This window comes from Nitrosopumilus sp. b2, assembly GCF_014078535.1.
GTDB lineage: Archaea > Thermoproteota > Nitrososphaeria > Nitrososphaerales > Nitrosopumilaceae > Nitrosopumilus > Nitrosopumilus piranensis.
Window position 1 is genome coordinate 44,301 of record NZ_MU078704.1, and the last position, 16,911, is coordinate 61,211.

At 33.7% G+C, this 16,911-nt stretch carries 23 protein-coding genes; 12 read left to right on the forward strand and 11 right to left on the reverse strand.

Features of this window, described 5'->3' with window-relative positions:
• Positions 1-4 precede the first annotated feature (4 nt).
• Positions 5-868, reverse strand: a complete 864-nt coding sequence (locus C6989_RS06975; RefSeq protein WP_148703549.1) for an NAD(P)H-hydrate dehydratase — start codon at positions 866-868, stop codon at positions 5-7.
• A 44-nt stretch (positions 869-912) separates the two neighbouring features.
• The gene (locus C6989_RS06980; protein ID WP_148703550.1) at positions 913-1,776 is read right to left on the reverse strand and encodes a tRNA (adenine-N1)-methyltransferase; all 864 of its coding nucleotides are present in this window, start codon (positions 1,774-1,776) and stop codon (positions 913-915) included.
• A gap of 342 nt (positions 1,777-2,118) precedes the next feature.
• Here C6989_RS06980 and C6989_RS06985 point away from each other — a divergent pair, with 342 nt between their 5' ends.
• From C6989_RS06985 to C6989_RS07000, 4 genes are all read left to right on the forward strand, one after another.
• Positions 2,119-2,307, forward strand: coding sequence for a hypothetical protein (locus C6989_RS06985; RefSeq protein WP_148703551.1), 189 nt, complete (start codon positions 2,119-2,121; stop codon positions 2,305-2,307).
• A 238-nt stretch (positions 2,308-2,545) separates the two neighbouring features.
• The gene (locus tag C6989_RS06990; RefSeq protein WP_148703552.1) at positions 2,546-2,896 is read left to right on the forward strand and encodes a hypothetical protein; all 351 of its coding nucleotides are present in this window, start codon (positions 2,546-2,548) and stop codon (positions 2,894-2,896) included.
• Between the two features lie 53 nt (positions 2,897-2,949).
• Complete coding sequence (locus C6989_RS06995) at positions 2,950-3,087, forward strand: hypothetical protein (protein WP_182126749.1); 138 nt, start codon at positions 2,950-2,952, stop codon at positions 3,085-3,087.
• 49 nt (positions 3,088-3,136) lie between these two features.
• Positions 3,137-3,649: a hypothetical protein gene (locus C6989_RS07000; RefSeq protein WP_182126750.1), complete on the forward strand. Its 513-nt coding sequence runs from the start codon at positions 3,137-3,139 to the stop codon at positions 3,647-3,649.
• 156 nt (positions 3,650-3,805) lie between these two features.
• Here the strand turns inward: C6989_RS07000 and C6989_RS07005 are convergent, their stop codons facing one another.
• Together C6989_RS07005 and C6989_RS07010 are read right to left on the reverse strand one after the other, a co-directional pair.
• The gene (locus C6989_RS07005; protein WP_148703554.1) at positions 3,806-4,726 is read right to left on the reverse strand and encodes a transcription initiation factor IIB; all 921 of its coding nucleotides are present in this window, start codon (positions 4,724-4,726) and stop codon (positions 3,806-3,808) included.
• Between the two features lie 11 nt (positions 4,727-4,737).
• Entirely contained in the window at positions 4,738-4,980 is a 243-nt protein-coding gene (locus C6989_RS07010; protein ID WP_182126751.1) for a hypothetical protein, read from the reverse strand.
• A 481-nt stretch (positions 4,981-5,461) separates the two neighbouring features.
• Between C6989_RS07010 and C6989_RS07015 the strand changes: the two genes are divergently transcribed.
• On the forward strand, positions 5,462-5,776 hold the full coding sequence (locus C6989_RS07015; RefSeq protein ID WP_148703556.1) for a translation initiation factor eIF-1A: 315 nt from the start codon (positions 5,462-5,464) through the stop codon (positions 5,774-5,776).
• A gap of 8 nt (positions 5,777-5,784) precedes the next feature.
• On the opposite strand, the gene C6989_RS07020 is transcribed toward C6989_RS07015, so the two are convergent.
• The 3 genes from C6989_RS07020 to C6989_RS07030 form a co-directional block, all read right to left on the reverse strand.
• Positions 5,785-6,222 (reverse strand): universal stress protein, encoded by a 438-nt coding sequence (locus tag C6989_RS07020; protein WP_182126752.1) that lies wholly within the window; start codon positions 6,220-6,222, stop codon positions 5,785-5,787.
• A 74-nt stretch (positions 6,223-6,296) separates the two neighbouring features.
• Positions 6,297-7,286, reverse strand: coding sequence for a hemolysin family protein (locus C6989_RS07025; protein ID WP_182126753.1), 990 nt, complete (start codon positions 7,284-7,286; stop codon positions 6,297-6,299).
• A 133-nt stretch (positions 7,287-7,419) separates the two neighbouring features.
• Positions 7,420-7,860, reverse strand: a complete 441-nt coding sequence (locus C6989_RS07030; protein ID WP_160272896.1) for a potassium channel family protein — start codon at positions 7,858-7,860, stop codon at positions 7,420-7,422.
• A gap of 97 nt (positions 7,861-7,957) precedes the next feature.
• Here C6989_RS07030 and C6989_RS07035 point away from each other — a divergent pair, with 97 nt between their 5' ends.
• The 4 genes from C6989_RS07035 to fldA all read left to right on the forward strand — a co-directional run bounded on the left by C6989_RS07035 (position 7,958) and on the right by fldA (position 10,829).
• On the forward strand, positions 7,958-9,295 hold the full coding sequence (locus C6989_RS07035) for a dicarboxylate/amino acid:cation symporter (protein ID WP_182126754.1): 1,338 nt from the start codon (positions 7,958-7,960) through the stop codon (positions 9,293-9,295).
• A gap of 105 nt (positions 9,296-9,400) precedes the next feature.
• The gene (locus tag C6989_RS07040; RefSeq protein WP_182126755.1) at positions 9,401-9,667 is read left to right on the forward strand and encodes a hypothetical protein; all 267 of its coding nucleotides are present in this window, start codon (positions 9,401-9,403) and stop codon (positions 9,665-9,667) included.
• A 69-nt stretch (positions 9,668-9,736) separates the two neighbouring features.
• Positions 9,737-10,111, forward strand: coding sequence for a hypothetical protein (locus C6989_RS07045; RefSeq protein ID WP_148703562.1), 375 nt, complete (start codon positions 9,737-9,739; stop codon positions 10,109-10,111).
• A gap of 193 nt (positions 10,112-10,304) precedes the next feature.
• On the forward strand, positions 10,305-10,829 hold the full coding sequence (gene fldA, locus C6989_RS07050; RefSeq protein ID WP_148703563.1) for a flavodoxin FldA: 525 nt from the start codon (positions 10,305-10,307) through the stop codon (positions 10,827-10,829).
• A 65-nt stretch (positions 10,830-10,894) separates the two neighbouring features.
• On the opposite strand, the gene C6989_RS07055 is transcribed toward fldA, so the two are convergent.
• The 4 genes from C6989_RS07055 to C6989_RS07070 all read right to left on the reverse strand — a co-directional run bounded on the left by C6989_RS07055 (position 10,895) and on the right by C6989_RS07070 (position 15,100).
• Positions 10,895-11,305 (reverse strand): proteinase inhibitor, encoded by a 411-nt coding sequence (locus tag C6989_RS07055; protein WP_182126756.1) that lies wholly within the window; start codon positions 11,303-11,305, stop codon positions 10,895-10,897.
• A gap of 179 nt (positions 11,306-11,484) precedes the next feature.
• Positions 11,485-12,303, reverse strand: a complete 819-nt coding sequence (locus C6989_RS07060) for a PEFG-CTERM sorting domain-containing protein (RefSeq protein WP_182126757.1) — start codon at positions 12,301-12,303, stop codon at positions 11,485-11,487.
• Positions 12,304-12,476: 173 nt separating this feature from the next.
• Complete coding sequence (gene argS, locus C6989_RS07065; RefSeq protein ID WP_182126758.1) at positions 12,477-14,363, reverse strand: arginine--tRNA ligase; 1,887 nt, start codon at positions 14,361-14,363, stop codon at positions 12,477-12,479.
• A 2-nt stretch (positions 14,364-14,365) separates the two neighbouring features.
• Entirely contained in the window at positions 14,366-15,100 is a 735-nt protein-coding gene (locus C6989_RS07070; RefSeq protein WP_255464663.1) for a phosphoglycolate phosphatase, read from the reverse strand.
• Between the two features lie 85 nt (positions 15,101-15,185).
• On the opposite strand from C6989_RS07070, the gene C6989_RS07075 reads away from it, so the two are divergent.
• Genes C6989_RS07075 through C6989_RS07085 form a run of 3 tightly spaced genes read left to right on the forward strand, consistent with a single transcriptional unit; the run spans position 15,186 to position 16,720 of the window.
• Entirely contained in the window at positions 15,186-15,413 is a 228-nt protein-coding gene (locus C6989_RS07075; protein WP_148703567.1) for a DUF504 domain-containing protein, read from the forward strand.
• Positions 15,414-15,415: 2 nt separating this feature from the next.
• A complete protein-coding gene (locus C6989_RS07080; RefSeq protein ID WP_148703568.1) occupies positions 15,416-16,525 on the forward strand; it encodes an OBG GTPase family GTP-binding protein in 1,110 nt (369 codons plus the stop codon).
• 57 nt (positions 16,526-16,582) lie between these two features.
• Positions 16,583-16,720, forward strand: a complete 138-nt coding sequence (locus C6989_RS07085) for a hypothetical protein (RefSeq protein ID WP_182126834.1) — start codon at positions 16,583-16,585, stop codon at positions 16,718-16,720.
• The last annotated feature ends 191 nt before the right edge of the window (positions 16,721-16,911 follow it).

Sequence of the window (16,911 nt, forward strand, 5' to 3'; positions counted from 1 at the left end):
TGTATCACACTATTTTATCAAAAGGTTTCATAACTAATGGAATCTCGGATAAGAGATCCATAGAAGTCATATGCAATCCTAATTTCTTTTGCACTACCTTTCCTGCCAATCCATTGATGAAGGTCGCAGCTGCTGCAGATTCCAAGGGCTTTCTGTTTTTAGATAACAATCCTGCAACCAATCCAGACAACACATCGCCAGTTCCACCAACAGTCATTGCAGGAATTTTTTTCTCATAAAGATAAGTTGTAGTTCCATTAGAAATTACATCAGTTGAGCCTTTTAGTAATACTGTAATTCCAAATTTCTTTGCATTTTTTTCTACTAGTTTAACTCGTTCGTTTTTTGAGGAAGGTGGAGATTGTCCAAATAATCTCTTAAATTCACCAGCATGAGGAGTAACTACCACATTTTTGTTTGCTAAAAGTGGCAAGACATCAGGAATCAATGCACTAGCATCAAGAGACAATCTAACATCCCGATCAAGAAGAGATTTTACAAGGTGTAAAAGAGAGTTTTTCTCCTGAATTGCCAATCCCATTCCAATTGTAGCAGAATCAAGATTACGTGGCAATGCACCCAATAGTTTGTTTACCGCACCACGAGTCAATTTTTGATCAACTAAGGGAATTACAATCAGGTTTGGAGATACTGATCTAGTTGATGCAACGTTAATTTTTGGAACAGAGGTGTAAACCAAATCAGTACCAGACCTCAATGCCGCAATTGAAGATAAAATTGGGGCACCATGGTAAATGTAACTTCCTCCAACAACTAGAACAATCCCATTTTCTCCTTTACGTGATTTTGATTTTCTAGCAGGGATGAATTTTTTTACAATTGTAGAAGTTAGAGTTTTTTGCGCCAATATGATATCTCTAAAGAATAGATGAATAAATCTTGTTTTGAAGATTATGATGATTTTTTACGTGTCTTTTTAGCAGTTTTCTTGGCAGGTTTAGTAGTGGTTTTAGTTTTAGTAGGCTCTTTTGATTCTCTTCCAAAAAACGCCTTTCTTGCATAACAGAGGTATGTAGTGTGGCCTATGCCTTGAAATGAATGTCTTGTCTTTCCTTCTCGAGCTTCTATTGTACGTAAAACATGTTCTGTTGATTCGATATCAGTAAACTCATTTTCAACTAGAGCCATAGTTAATTTTTCTAATTGATTCATAGTAGGGCAAATAGCAAAAATTGAGCCACTGCCCTTTAACATTTTTCTTACTTGTGGAATAACTATCCAAGGATCACCAAGATCAATCAATGCAACATCCATATCTGCCAGAGGCATTTTCTTGACAGTCTTCAAATCCAAGTTATGCTGGGTGACATATTTCGAAACACCTGCCTTTTTGATGTTTTTTTCTGCAATTTTCATAAAGTTTTCATCAACATCAAATGTGTAAACATGACCACGGGGTTTTACAATACTTGCAACACATGAAGTCAAAGAGCCACTGCCAGTTCCAATTTCTAGAATCTTTTGACCGCTTTCAATTCCTGCTCTTGCAATGATATAACCAATGTCTTTTGGATAAACAATCTGAGTGCCATGTTGGATTTTCATTACATAGTCATACATCGTAGGTTTTAGCAGATAGACATACTTGTCCTTGTTTGTGACAAGTCTAGAACCATACTCCTTACCTATGGCATCAGAGTGTTTGATGACTCCAATATGAGTATGAAGGGATTCTTTTTTAGATATTTTTACAAGCCATTTTTTTGAATGATTAAAGTAGAATAGCACTGGTGAATTTTGTTTAATTTTATCCATAGAGTTTGCTAAGAAATTTTAGATAAGAATCTACTGGTTTTTCATCTTTTAACTGATATCCACTACTGTTAAAAATAGCCAAGATTAGATTGAAATCATGACACGAAAGAAAAAAGATTTGAAACAACGCCAGAACCTTCAGTGTCATTGGCATTGCCCTTGCGACGATTGCAGAGCTGATGAAACTCAGCAATATGCTTAAGTTGATAATTAGCGCAAAAAATTCATGGATCTTAACGAGTTACACCAAAGAGAGATAGATTCGCTCAGAGATGAAAATATCGAATTAAGAAAAAAGATAGAAGAACTAGAGGCCAAAGTCAAAGAATTAGAGAGCAAAAAATGAATTTCAACTGCGTATTCCCAGATTGCAATTACAAGCAAAACGATATTACAGAAGATGAATTTCTAAAACACTTGAAAGAAAACCACCATGAGGAGATTATTAGAATTTCAAAAAAGGAAAACATACCAATCAAGATGGCAGAGATGATTACAATATCAAACTCCAAAGTATTCATTAATTCATAGATTAGAATTTTCAACAAGTTAGCATTAGGTGATAATCAAGATCAATCTTAAATATTAATTTGGCGTATAATTAGTGACGAGAAAACCGTTATTCTGCGTCGTAGAATAAAGGTATGGAAAGCATTTCATGTTAGGTTTGCGTCCTAGGAAAAACATGCTTTCCGTGTGTCTCGTTGTTTTCTAAAAATCCATTTTAATACAAATAGTATTTTAATGCCAAAATAAAGAACAATTTGAAATGACTGAATTAAAAGTTCAAGGTTCTGGAGGATACGTAATAGCAGATTTAACAGAAGAACAAGCAAAAAAAGCAGATTTAGGGGTTGGAAAATTATTTTTGGCTCCAATCGGAAAGATTGAAACTGAAAAAATGCTTAAGCATTATTGCAATAATTGTGAAACAGAATTTGATAGTCCACCAAAAATTCAGTTAGAAGAAAGTCCTAATGAAGAAGTTGCAGATAATTTGATCCTAATTGAAAGAGGTCAATACGTCTGTGAAAAATGCAGTTCTGTTATCGGCGAATACAGAGAATTCAAAAAGAAAGACGAATCAAGCGATGTTGGAAATGCAAAACCTACTGGATGATAGGCATATAATTAATCCGTATTCAATAAATACAGCAAATTTTGATTAAATGCATGGCAAATCAAAAATGCGTTTCTTGCGGCATAGGATTTTTCTCACCAACAGGTTCAGACAAATGTTCTAGATGTGCAGGAAAAGAAACAGAGGGTCATGGAGGACATGATTCCTGCGGTTGTGGACACAGCCATTAGTCTCTTTTTTCTATAACATGCATATATTGCACAAATGATGAGTGGTTTTATGGTAAAAACTTCAGAAGAAATGAAAAATCTTGTTGAAGAGTTTATCAAAGTAACTAAGATTAATTATGAAGACCAAACAGAAAAAGTTAGAGAGAAAAGTCAGTTAATTGAATGGCAATTCCGAGTCGGAACAAATGTTATTGTCAGTAAAAATGCAAACAGAACAGATAGAATTCATTTGAATGTAAACATGAGATTTCCAGCAGAAGATGCAAAATTATTGGTGATAAAAAATCCATCATTTTCAAAAGCAGTTATGGATATTAGTGAAATTTGTACAATGTGTAATGTTGGACATCAATGGGTTAAAGACAAAAACGACATTGTAGGTCTAGCAGTATTCTCACATGTAGATGAAGAGATTCTAGACAGAGTTTCATTTCATGATAGGTGGGATAATGTGGCACGAGTCACAGCACATATACAAAAAATCTTACGTTCAAATTTTAGTGGTTTTTCAGGACAGCCAAACCCAGCAGATGAAACTACTGAAAAATCAATGTATGGATAATTTAGTTTGAGTTAATCATTGGTTTTGTGTTTTTTGTGAGTTTTTTCATGTGCCAATACTTTATCAAATGAGTCAGGGAATCCTTCCCAAGAAAATTTACAATCTCGACAGTTGTACTTCATTTGTTTTCCTCATTTTGGAATTGTTTCTGAAACATCAAATACCCAAATCCACATTTTGTTGGTTTTTTAGTCCTTTGAATCGATTTCTTATGGTAACTTCTGTAACGTTGGCAGCTTCTGCAAGGTTTCGTTGAGTCATGGCTTCCTTATTTTTAAGGCAAGAGATGTACAAGGCAGTGGCTGCAAGCCCCATGGGGTCTTTTCCAGCAGATTCTTTGTTATCCTGAACATCTTGAAGAATTTTTACTGCATGTCTTTTGGTTTTTTCTGAGAGTTCCAGTTTACTTGCAATTCTTGAAATACATTGGATTGAGTTTACAACAGGCATCTTTAGTTCCAATTCATGATGGAGTAATCTGTAGCATCGTGCAATATCTTTTCGTTTTACATTTGCAGCAGTAGATATATCATTTAGAGTTCTGGGAGTTTCTGTATCGCGACATGCAGCATAAAGGGATGCTGCAATCATTGCAGAGATAGATCTGCCTCTAACTAGTTTCTTATCCAAAGCCTTTCGATACAGATAAGCAGCCTTTTCAAGAACATTTGCAGAAAGTGCAATCTTGTCTTTTAATCTAGATAATTCGTTAAGAGCTTGTCGAAGATTTCTATCAACAGGGGCATGAGATTGACTTCTACTATCCCAGGTTCTTAACCGCTCAATTGTGCTTTTCATTGATGTAGAAAGCGGTTTACCTGTTGCATCCTTATTTTGAGGATTAATTACGGTAGATAACCCCATATCATGCATCAAAAGAGAAGAAGGGGCACCGGCTCTTGCAGGATTTACATTTCCTTCGGTTGAAAAAGATCTCCATTCAGGACCAGATTCATTTGATTTTTCAGAAACAACATACCCACATTTTGAACAGAACTGTTCTCCAGTAACATCATCAGTTAGCAAAGAATTTTTTCCACAGCGCAAGCAGTTAGAATTTGTGGTTGAAACTACCATGTAAGGTGCTGTTATGCCGCCACCTTTTTGATTGTGTTTTTAATCAAGTGGAAATCTTTTTTGAAATCTTTAGATTCTGTAGTTTCAGCATCACCTATCATGGTATCTGAGGAAATGGTATTTTTAGTTGTTAATGCATCACGGAATTTCTCCAACATAGTTCCATCCATGTTAGCTTTGAAAAATAGAAATTCTAACTCTAATCTCTTTAGTCGATTCATTTCTGCTAATTCCTCTTCGATTCTTTTTGTCATAATTCTATTTCAGTTCATTTCATTTAAGAATGATTGTTTTTTAGGCAGTTACAACCACAGTCAAACATTCCTGCTTTTCCCATGCATTGATCATGATGTTCATTATAGCATTTATTGCAAATTAACAAAATATTTCGTTTATTTCCCTATCTCTTTTGCGCAGTTTGATGAGCATGTGGAATCATTAGTCAAACTTTCATATTCCAATCCACAATGAACACATGTTCTAAAAGACATGTTATCTTTACTTGTTCATACTATAAAAGACAGATAGATTTGTGAATAATTTTATCATCACATTTAGTCACTGAAAAATGATGTATTTTAGGTCAAAAGAAGAAAAATTAGTTGAAAAACAAAAAAAAGTTCAAGTTAATTCAAATAAAACAAAGAAATCCAGGTTAGGGATTGAAAATAACAGGCATTCAAAATTTTGACATTCAATACCAACGTTAATAGCATTAGAAAGGCGTAAAATGCGTTGGGAAAACGACAAGTAAAAAATGAAAGTGCTCTAAAAGAAATCAGACTTCCTGAAACAGATGAAGAGATGTTTGGCAGAGTCATCAAAATGTTAGGGGGAGAAAACCTTCTAGTCAAATGTCAAGATAAAATTGTAAGAAGAGGTCGAATTAGAGGCAAACTAAAGAGAAGAGTTTGGATAAGAGACAACGATGTAGTAATAATTGCACCTTGGACTTTTGGGAAAGAGGAAAAAGGGGACATTTTGTGGAGATACACATTATCTCAAGTTGAATGGTTAAAGCAAAACAAACACATCCCGTTGGATTTTTAGTTTACAGATTAATTTAGAATTAATAATGCACCACGAAAATGCTTTGAAACATCCTCAATAGTACTTGGAAAATGAATCTTTTCAAATCTCGTGAGTTTTTTCAATCCCATAATGATTAGATCTATATCATTTTTTTCAGTGAATTCAAGAATTGCTTGAGAAGGCATGTTGGTTTTAACCAGTTTAGATTTTAGTGAAACACCATGATCTTTTGCAAAAGATTCCAGTCTTGAGTGTTCTTTTAGGATCAACTCCTTTTCTTTTTCAGATTCTTTTTTGTTAGTTTTTGTCTTAAACAAGCCAAATGTAGATTTATCTTCCATACAAGTCAAAATGGTGATTGTGGAATTTTCCAATACTGCTAAAGATATTGCTTTTTTGAATGCCTTTTGACTGCCTGGGCACCCATTATAGGGAACCAAAATATTGTTAAAGGCTTTATCCATCTTTCCTCATAAAAGTCATAATTACAAATACCTTCTGTTTAAAACAATTAAGCAAAATAAAATAGTCAATATTTTCATCTAATATCGCCTCCTATGTCACCTACAATTTCTTCTAGTAGATCTTCTATTGTGATAATTCCTTGCAAATTCTCATTGTCATCTAAAACAACGGCCATATGGCTCTCATTTTTTTTAAGTTCCACAAGCAAAGCACTGATTTTTTCATCAGAATAAACAAAAAATGGTGTTCGCATAATTTTTCCAACTTTTATTTTGGCAAATTTATTTTCAGGAATTTTTGCAATATCCCAAATATGTAATATACCAATTATGTTCTCAAATGTTTTAGAATAGACCGGTATTCGAGAAAACCCTTTTGTAACAATTAATGAAAAAACCTCAGATAGTAGGATTTCATCATCTAATGAAAAAATATCATTTTTGGGAGTCATTACATCAATGATAGGTTTGTCATCAAATTCAAGGGCTTTTTTTACAAGTCGATGCTCTTCTTTTTCAATAGCTTTTTCTGACAAACCTAGATCAACAACTTCTTGAATGTCTTCTTCAGTAATGGGTTTTGGGTAAGATTGTCCTCCTATCAATTTCAAAAATGATTTCGTTAATTTGTCTAAAAACCAAACAAATGGGTACATGAGATATGTAAATGCTAGAAGAAAATTACTGAAACGTAAAGCCATTTTTTCAGATTGTATATGAGAATATGTTTTTGGAAATATCTCTCCAAACACCAAAATAATAAAAGTCATAATGCCTATTGCAATTCCAACACCCTGATTTCCCAGCATTTTAATTGCAACATCTGCTGCAAGGACAGATGACGCCACATTTACCAATGTATTTCCCAGATTAACGCTCGAAGTCATCATACTTGGGTTTGATTTTAATTTGTAAAGAGCTGATGAGCCACGTATTTTTTTACGATATAATCTCATAACCTTTGAACGTCGAATTCCAACTATGGCAATTTCTAATCCACTAAAAAGTGCGTATAACCCAATGAGAATGATTATGGCAGAGATCTCAATTAAAAGAAAATCCAATTAATACCAGTGGTTTTGTTATAAGTTAAAAGATTTTTAGAATATCATATTTGAGAATGAATTACAAATAAAATCATTAATTAAATTTTTTGAGTTAATTTGGTATTTTTGACATTAGAAAATATTTGAATCATTATTTGTCATTTTTACTTCGGCTGATTTTCACTTCATCATGAAGGTCTTTGACCATAGATATCAATAATTCCACCTCATGTTTCTCAAGATTTTCAATCTCCCGAATTTTTTTGATAATTAGAGCTTTTGTAGATGATTCAACGGATTCATGTTTTTTTAATCTAGAACCAATAAGCATAGCACCAAATGCAGAGATAAAAGTACCAATTATGGCAATTCCAACAAACATTAGCCCTATTCCCAATAATCTTCCAGCTTCGGTGACTGGAACAACATCACCATATCCTACAGTAGTGACAGTAGCAGATGCCCACCAAAAAGCATCAATTAGATTTGTGATTTGAGCGTCATCATGAGGAGACTCAATAAGGTAGATGGCAATACCGCTTCCCCCAACCACAAGAAATGAAACAATAAATAGGTAAATCAGTAATTTCAACGAGTATTTTATCAAGACATCTTACTAAAACTAAATTAAGATTTTCAACTCGGAGAATATGACTACTTTTTTTATTAGATAAAACATATCACATGGGATGGAGATAAGGTCTTTTACACATTCTATTCCTCAAATAAGATATCTCATAAAGAAGAAGCTTTGGGCGCAGGTACTTGTAGCGCTATTTGTAGGATTGTTAGTAGGCCTTGCATTAGGACCAGAGACAAATTGGGTTGAAAAAGAGACTGCTGAAACAATTACAGAATGGCTGTCAATTCCTGCCAATCTATTTCTAAAAATTATTCAGATGATTATAGTGCCTCTAATTTTTGCATCAATTATTAGAGGCTTGACATCATCAGGTAGTATCGAACAACTCCAAAAACTTGGATTTGGTGTTGCGATATATTTTGTAATTACTACTGCAATTGCGCTTACCATCGGAATCTTGATTGTTACAACAATACAGCCGGGCAATTTTATTGACAGTGACTTGATTAGAGAAAGTTTTGGGATTGAAGATTTAGAGATAGTTGAAAGTACGGATCTTTCGATTCAAGATATTCCTCAAAGCATAATTGGTTTGATTCCAAGCAATCCACTTTCTTCGTTTATGTCGGGGGAAATGCTGAGCATAATCATTTTTGCATTAATTGTGGGTGTTGCAATGATTACGTTACCTCCAAAAAGCTCAAAGTCTATTCTGGATTTGCTAGAATCCATACAGGATTTCACAATGAAAGTTGTATCTTGGGCAATGCGTCTTGCACCATTTGCAGCATTTGGCCTTATGGCAGGAATTGTTTCAAAGGTTGGGCTTTCTGCATTAACAGGACTTGGGGCATACATGGCAACAGTAATTGCAGGATTATTTGTAATGATGATAGTCTACATCATCATCATCAAATTTTTTGCAAAAAGACCACTTTCATCTACATTGACAGCAATACGAGATCCACAGCTTTTGGCATTTTCAACATCTAGCTCTGCTGCAGTAATGCCAGTATCTATCAAAACAGCAGAAGAAAAATTAAAGATCAAACCTAAAGTTTCTCAATTTGTTATTCCCTTAGGAGCAACAATTAACATGGATGGTACTGCCATGTATCAAATAATTGCAGTATTTTTCTTGGCCCAGCTCTTTGATGTGAATCTAAGCTTTACAACCATAATCCTAATTGCATTAACTGCTCTTGCCGCATCAATTGGTGCACCATCAGCTCCTGGAACTGGAATCGTAATATTATCAACAATATTAATTGCTGCAGGAGTTCCAGCTATAGGAGTCATTTTACTTTTAGGAGTTGACAGGTTATTAGATATGACTAGAACGATGATAAATGTGACTGGAGATCTCACTGCCTGTATGTTCTTTGATAAGAGACTCAAGATAGATGATAATAAGAATCAAAATCATGAGGTAATTAAAAAATGAAATCTATGATTTGTGATGCATTATCTTAAAAGTTTGATTTTTTGATATATTCAGATGTAAAAATCTACAATTATTTTATAACTTTGACACAGTATAAGTTACCAAATGGAAACAATCGTGATAAGGGCAAAAGACTACAAGGATTTGCCTGATCTAGAATTGTGTGTTGAGGGATTAAAAAAAGATGGAATTCTAAAAGCCCTTGGTGAAAAAAATAACATCACAGTTGAAGAGTTATTAAAAAAACCATTTTTAGAAAAAAAGGCTATAATTTTTGAAGATACAGAGTATACTGATTTTAAATCAGGAGATATTCTTATTTATCAAAATGGGAATTTTAAAATCTTTACAGGAATTAGTAGAGATGAATAAAGAATAGTAATTGTTTTCAACAATGATAATTTCAGATGGGTTTAATTGTAGATTTTAGGGATTAAAGTCATGGAACTAAAAGGAATGTACATGCTAAACATACCAGAGTACACTGAAGAAAAAGTTCAAGAATCACTCAAATTATTATATACAGATAGACAAAATGAATTTAGCGTAATTGCTGAAGTGTTTCTAGGAAAAGAAAAATTATCGCAAAATCCCAAGTGGAAGGAATTTGTGTTGAATTTTTGTCTAGATGTGGAAGACTCTTTTAAAACGTGGTCTGGTCAAAAACCACCATCTGCGACATCCCCACAAAAGGCTTTGACTATTCTAAGACAGATTGGTAAGGATATGAAATCAATGAATCAATTAACGCACATACTAAATATTTCATATAACATCTCAAAAGAATTTAAAGAGATTTACAGACGCCTGAAATAATACATTGAATTCATCTTAGCCCTGCTTAATTAATAATCAAGTCTATAATGATTGATAGGTTTCAATTTGAATTAAATTCTTGATTCAGCATAGAGTCACATAATTGATCTATATTGTTATCAACAAATTCCTAAAACGAATAATGGTTTTGAAATTATTATTGAGTTAAATATGATTAAAACGGTAATCACTTATGGCAATTGGAATTTACTTTGGCTCACAAACCGGCAAGACTGAGATGGTATGCGCCAAGATAAAAAGTGAGTTAGGTGACGCAGTTACAGATCCTAAAGATGTTTCTGAGATTGGAGGAGATCCAAGTCAATTTACAGAAATGGACGGTCTCATTTGTGCTATCCCTACATGGAATACAGGCGAGGAGGAAAATAGATCAGGTACTGCATGGGACGACCTATTAGAAAAAATTGGCAAGTTAGACCTCAAGGGAAAACCCGTTGCAATATGTGGCCTAGGTGATGCTGCAGGTTATGCTGACAATTTTGTTGATGCAATGGAGGAATTACACAGATATTTTGAAAAAGCAGGGGCAAAAATGGTCGGACATGTAGGTACAAATGGTTATACTTTCACAGGTTCAAAGAGCATCATTAATGGAAAGTTTTGTGGACTGCCAGTTGATGAAGACAGTGAATCAGAACATACAGATGAAAGAATCACAAAATGGTGTTCCCAACTAAAATCTGAAATGGGTTTGTAAAAATAATTCCATTTTCTGTCATTATTTACAATATAAATTCTAGAAGTTTGAATCGTTCATGAGGATTAATTTTGAATTTTAAACCCGAGTTCTTTTAGTTCGTCTCGAATATTTTGCTTAATTTGATCCAGTTCTGCCTTTGGGATATCAAGGCTAACCATTTTTACAATTTGATTATACATAACACGACCATCCCGATCAACAGATAGTTTTTGCCCAGACTCTTGAAATGTATAATATGCTTTCATAATTTCTAATCTTTGCTCTCTATCATCGTCTTGAGGATTTTCCATCCATTCATCAATCATTACTCTCAAGTCTTGCTGAGTTACAGGTGGGACAGGTTCTGGTTTTGTATCAATAAACCCAAAGTAGGTATCTTTGTTTTCTCTAAGATTAGGATTAGTCAATGCAAGTACAAATACAGTAATGGCAATTGCTGCAATTCCAATTCCCACAAGTGTTGTTTTGTTCACAAGATGTTTAGAATTTGTAATTATTTAGATGAATCGATAGAAGTTTGAATCATTTTCGGTCTTCAAAAAAGGCCTGTCAAATTGTTACAAGACCCCAAACAATAAGATCCGGAATAATTAAGAATTGGAAATGAACATTAAGAACAAACAAGATTATTGATTTAGTGTTTAAAATAATTTCAATTATATCGTAACATGCTTCCAATATTTTGCTTTCGTGATAATACAACTAAAGAAAATACAGATATCGTTAAAATCACTAAAACTATTTCGCCAAATTCAGGAACAATTGTTGTTCCGTCCACAACAATAATTTTAGAGTTAGGAGGTATATCATTTATTTCCAAAATAATCATATCATTTTCAAATTCTTGAGAAAATGTTTCAGAAGATACACCATCAATTGTAACTGAATTAATACCATTAATCAAACCAGATGGCAGTAATAGCATCAAGGAGTTATCATCGCTGAAAGTATTACCTTTTAATTCAAATACAATGGATTTGGATTCTTCGACAACGCTCACATTATTAATCAGTCGATTGAATTTGTATTCTACATCAAAAAATGTTGTTCCATCTCCAGCATCCATTCCAACATTTGATAAAGTTCTATAGCCGCTAACTACGCTAACCATACCAGTTCGCCATGGATGAATTGTACAATAATATTCAAATTCACCGATTTCAGAAAATGTTCTTTGGAAAAATTTGCCAGGTTCAATAGTGCTATCAAAAATTCCATCAGGTCCAGTTTGAGGGTTTCCCGAAGTTATAGTATGAGAAACAGAGTCCGCATTTTTCCAAAATATAGTGCCACCTACAATAATTTCAATAAATCCAGTTGCATCACCATCTTTTTCACTTGACCAATGAAAGGGGGCATTTTTATCAGATGAACCAGATGGGATGTTAATATCATATTGTGATTCAGAATATGCATCATAGATTGGAAATAGTAAAAATATCATCAAAGTAAAAACCATGAGTAATTTCAAGTAATTTTGTTGGTCAGATTAGAATTTAAAAATTGCTAAAAATCCCACCAGTGAAAGTCCATGAGTAAAATCCAAACATTTATGGCTTAATTAAGATTAATGAACAGTAATTGGTTTGCACGCCAACAACCCAGTGAGACAGCCAACATTCGTGTAGTGCACTCACTGGGACATTACATTTTATCAGGAGCAGTTATTCCAAGAAGGTCTAATGCCTTTTCTATTGTAATCTTAAATGAGTTTACTAAACACAGTCGTGAATTTTCCAGTTGTTCATCTCCTAAATCAAGTACTTTAGATTTTTCATAAAAAGAGTTGAATGCTACTGCCAAATCATGACAATACCTGGAAATTACTTTTGGAGATAAATTATTTACAGCATCACGAACTTGTAAATTAAAAAGACCAATTGTTTTTACTAAATCAATTTCAGAGTGTTCTTTTAGTAAAGAAAAATCAACATCAATAGAGGGTGTACGGCCTGACTTTTCTAAAATCCTTGATGCTCGAGCATGAGTATATTGGATGTATGGTGCAGTGTCACCTTCTAAGCTAAGAGATTTTGTTAAATCAAATGTAATAATTTTGTCTAAATCTTGTTTTATCATTTCGTAACGTAATGTTGCAACAGATACCGAATGGGCAATCGAATTAATTTCAACATCATCCATTTCAGGATGTCTCTTTTTTGTCTCTTCAATTGTTTTTTCTTTTAATAGATCATAAACAGAATCTGCATTAACATACAGTCCTTTTCTACCAGACATTTGTGTTTGCTTTCCGTCAGTCTCCAAACCAAGAACTTTGGCAGTGTCAGAACTCAATGTAACTGATTCATAGCCAAGATGAACATATGCATCAGGAACTGATTTGAATTTTCCCATAAGAGATGTGATGATTTTTTGTAATCTTGCCTGTCTTGAATCAATTACCGTAATTACTTTGTCACCAGAAAAGTTTTGAGGTTTTGAATCACTGCCATATAATGTGGTTTGCCACAAAATACGGAAATTTGGTTGCGCTTTCTCATATTTTTCATAATTGAATGGATCATCAAGTAATCCCAATTTCCAGGCAGCATATGGAATATCTTTTGCAATATAGGTTGCAGTACCATTACTTCTAACAATCACTTTATCTTCTTCCTTACCTTTACCGCGAATAACCCAGCATCCAGTATTTTTCCCCCCATTTTCAAATTCTATTAGGTTCATCTTCTGTAATTTCTCAAAGATATCATTCCACAATCCTGAACGGATTATTTGTGACTCAAAATTCAGACAGTCATAGTATACCGCAAGATTCCAGCAGGTTTCAAGCTGGTTTGACAACACACGACGAGTGATCTTATCTGCAAACTGTGCAGTCTCAGAATCTCCATCTTCTAACTCTTTGAGAATGTTTTTTCTAATTTCTTCAAGACTAGGATCTTGGTCATATTTTTCAGTGGTCTTTACATAAACATCATCCCCACAATAATGATCAAACTTCTTTCCGTTTGGAGGTTCTATATCAAACCCAAAATGTTTGAAACCAACAATAATGTCAGCAACTTGAAGTCCAGAGTCATCAACATAATTTAGAACATTAACTTTGTAGTTTGCTTTTTTCAAAATTCTAGATACAGTATCACCAATTATGATATTGCGTATATGGCCAATGTGTAATGCTTTGTTGGGATTGACACTTGTATGTTCAACTACAATTGTAGAGTTTTTTCCAATATTTACATCACCAAATTCTGGAAGATGAGATTCAGATAAAATTAGTTGGTTTAATTTTTCCCAATCAGCATAAAAATTCAGATATCCAGAGGGATGAGATTCAGATTTTGAAACTAATGTACTAGTACATTGAGAATATTTTTCAGACAGCATTTGAGAAATTTCTTTTGGACTTTTCTTGAGTTGGTTTGCAAGTAAGAAAGAGACATTAGAACTGACATCACCAAATCCAGGTTTTGCAGGTTCTACAGAAAATTTTACATCATCAATTGAAAAGTCATCTAAAATCTTGTTAAGATTATTTTCAACTTCATCAATTATAGATTTGAAAGTCATAACTATATTTCAGATAATCTAGGTGCTAATTTATCTAATGCTTCAAGGACACCATCGCCAGCATGTGCAGATACAGTAATTGTGGCCTCAGATTTGACATCATCTGACGCATTACCCAAAGCAACACTTGTTTTTGCTACCTTGAACAATGGAACGTCAGTTGCACTATCACCAATTGCAATGACATCGTCTTTGGAGATGGCGAATCTTTTCATAATTTCTTGAAATCCAGTACCCTTGTCAATTCCATAAGAGTTGATGTGGTAGGCATACTGACTATCAGACAATTTTACATCCAGATTATGTTCAGATAGTATATCCCTAGCCAGATCTAGATCAAATGTCCTTTGTAAAACGACTTCAGTCATTCTAGGAAAAACGTATTTTTCTTCTACATTATCTAAATTATTTTTTAGAACATCTAGTGCATTTTTGCACTCATCAATATTGCCCAGCAAAACGTGATCGTTTGAATCAAGAGTGATACATCCACCATTTTCACCCACAGCAACTTTGGTCATTCCACCAAAAACTGAGAGCAAAAACCCTTCAACAGACGATCGTCCGGTAACAAAAATTACATCATGACCCATGTTGGTAAGACGTCTTAATGCATCTAGGGCATCTAAGTGAATCCTACCACCTCCATTTTCAGTTATAGTTCCATCAATGTCTACTGCAAAAGTTCTTTTTATCACATCAATGATTTTTTGTACTGAATAATATTTGCTACGCATGAAACAAGATATCAAAAAATTTTGTTTCACATATAGCAAAAAAGAAATGCGTATTGTTCATTAATGCAGTGATTTTAGTGGAAATGTGGTAAAAAAAGGAGCAATAGAGGAGATTTTCAGTAAAGCAAAATTTGCAGATGAATCAAAATCATACAAAATTTTCTATAGAAATTTTGAAAAAACTGTTGAAACCACATTGCCAGAATTTTTAATTCAGTCAGACAACTTGCAAACCATACCAATAAGCAGAATAAAGAAAATTAAAAAAAATAATACGGTTTTATTTGAAAAGAAAATAGCAAGAGGTGAATAGTATTGGGAATTCCTGAAAAAATTAAAGCCATTCAAGATGAAATGGCAAAAACGCAGATCAACAAAGCAACAGAGCACCATCTAGGATTACTAAAAGCAAAGATTGCAAAACTCAAGCGAGAGCAAGAAGAAAGTGTTGCAAAAAAATCTGGAATGAAGTCAGATGGATTTGATGTTAGACGAACAGGGGATGCAACAGTGGTGTTTATTGGATTGCCAAGTGTTGGAAAATCTACACTACTTAACAAATTAACTGGAGCAAAATCAGCTGTCGGGGCATTTCAATTTACAACACTAACAGTGGTTCCAGGAATGATGGAGTATAGAGGAGCAAAAATCCAAGTACTAGATCTTCCAGGAATCATAAAAGGAGCATCAACAGGTAAGGGACTTGGAAAGAGAATCCTCTCAGTGGCAAGAACTGCAGATCTTGTCTTACTAGTTCTAGATGTCTTTCAGCCATATCACGAAGATGTACTAATTAATGAATTAGGAAACATTGGAATTAGATTAAACCAACTTCCTCCAAACATAACAATTGAGAAGGCATCGATGGGAGGAATTGCAATTGCCCAACAAGTTAAACTTACAAAAATTACAGAAAAACATCTAAAAGACATTTTACATCTTTATGGAATTGTTAGCGCCCGTGTTGTTGTCAGAGAAGACATAACATCTGAGCAATTGGCAGATCACATTGCAGGAAATATTAGTTATTCAAAAGCACTTACAATTTTAAATAAAATCGATCTAGTTGACAAGAAGTTTTTGAAGGACTTGAAAACAAAAATAAAATCAGATGTAATTGAAGTGTCTGCAAATTCAGACATAAACATAGAATTACTAAAGGAGAAAATTTACGAGAAATTAAAATTCATTAGAATATACATGCGTCCAAAGGGTGGCGAGACAGATTTCAAAGAACCATTAATTGCAAGAGAAGGAGATTCAGTTGAAGATATTTGTAACAAGTTGCATAGAAGAATGAAAAGAGAGTTCAGATACGGATTGGTGTGGGGTAAAAGTGTAAAGTTTGGAGGACAGAGAGTAGGATTAAATCATATTTTACAAGATGAAGATGTATTAACAATTATCAAAACTCGTGGAACATAATCAAAAAGAAAGTGCAACATGGATCAAGAATTTGAACATCGATGGTGCAAATTTTGCATGACAAAAACAAAACAAGAACTAGTTTTTCTTCCAGAAATGGCAACATACAAGCGCAGACGGAAGTACAAATGCACAATTTGTGGAAAAACTAGTTGGTTGCAAGGTAGAAGACCATCAGCTGAAGGTGTTTACTGAAAATTTTACGATCATGAAAAAATTTTTTACAAAAAAATTACTTGACAATTTGTAATCAATTTGTGTAAATTTCTTTAGTTTAACCACTGAAAAACAATGAAAATGTCGATCCAATATGGCAGCTAAACGAAAAGCAGCTCCAAAGAGAAAAGCAGCTCCAAAGAGAAAAGCAGCTCCAAAGAGAAAAGCAG

Excerpts from the sequence above, each read along its gene's own strand:
- C6989_RS06980 (WP_148703550.1), bottom strand. The coding sequence starts at position 1,776 with ATGGATAAAATTAAACAAAATTCACCAGTGCTATTCTACTTTAATCAT.
- C6989_RS06985 (WP_148703551.1), top strand. The coding sequence starts at position 2,119 with ATGAATTTCAACTGCGTATTCCCAGATTGCAATTACAAGCAAAACGAT.
- C6989_RS06990 (WP_148703552.1), top strand. The coding sequence starts at position 2,546 with ATGACTGAATTAAAAGTTCAAGGTTCTGGAGGATACGTAATAGCAGAT.
- C6989_RS06995 (WP_182126749.1), top strand. The coding sequence starts at position 2,950 with ATGGCAAATCAAAAATGCGTTTCTTGCGGCATAGGATTTTTCTCACCA.
- C6989_RS07000 (WP_182126750.1), top strand. The coding sequence starts at position 3,137 with ATGGTAAAAACTTCAGAAGAAATGAAAAATCTTGTTGAAGAGTTTATC.
- C6989_RS07005 (WP_148703554.1), bottom strand. The coding sequence starts at position 4,726 with ATGGTAGTTTCAACCACAAATTCTAACTGCTTGCGCTGTGGAAAAAAT.
- C6989_RS07010 (WP_182126751.1), bottom strand. The coding sequence starts at position 4,980 with ATGACAAAAAGAATCGAAGAGGAATTAGCAGAAATGAATCGACTAAAG.
- C6989_RS07020 (WP_182126752.1), bottom strand. The coding sequence starts at position 6,222 with ATGGATAAAGCCTTTAACAATATTTTGGTTCCCTATAATGGGTGCCCA.
- C6989_RS07035 (WP_182126754.1), top strand. The coding sequence starts at position 7,958 with ATGGAGATAAGGTCTTTTACACATTCTATTCCTCAAATAAGATATCTC.
- C6989_RS07040 (WP_182126755.1), top strand. The coding sequence starts at position 9,401 with ATGGAAACAATCGTGATAAGGGCAAAAGACTACAAGGATTTGCCTGAT.
- C6989_RS07045 (WP_148703562.1), top strand. The coding sequence starts at position 9,737 with ATGGAACTAAAAGGAATGTACATGCTAAACATACCAGAGTACACTGAA.
- fldA (WP_148703563.1), top strand. The coding sequence starts at position 10,305 with ATGGCAATTGGAATTTACTTTGGCTCACAAACCGGCAAGACTGAGATG.
- argS (WP_182126758.1), bottom strand. The coding sequence starts at position 14,363 with ATGACTTTCAAATCTATAATTGATGAAGTTGAAAATAATCTTAACAAG.
- C6989_RS07070 (WP_255464663.1), bottom strand. The coding sequence starts at position 15,100 with ATGCGTAGCAAATATTATTCAGTACAAAAAATCATTGATGTGATAAAA.
- C6989_RS07085 (WP_182126834.1), top strand. The coding sequence starts at position 16,583 with ATGACAAAAACAAAACAAGAACTAGTTTTTCTTCCAGAAATGGCAACA.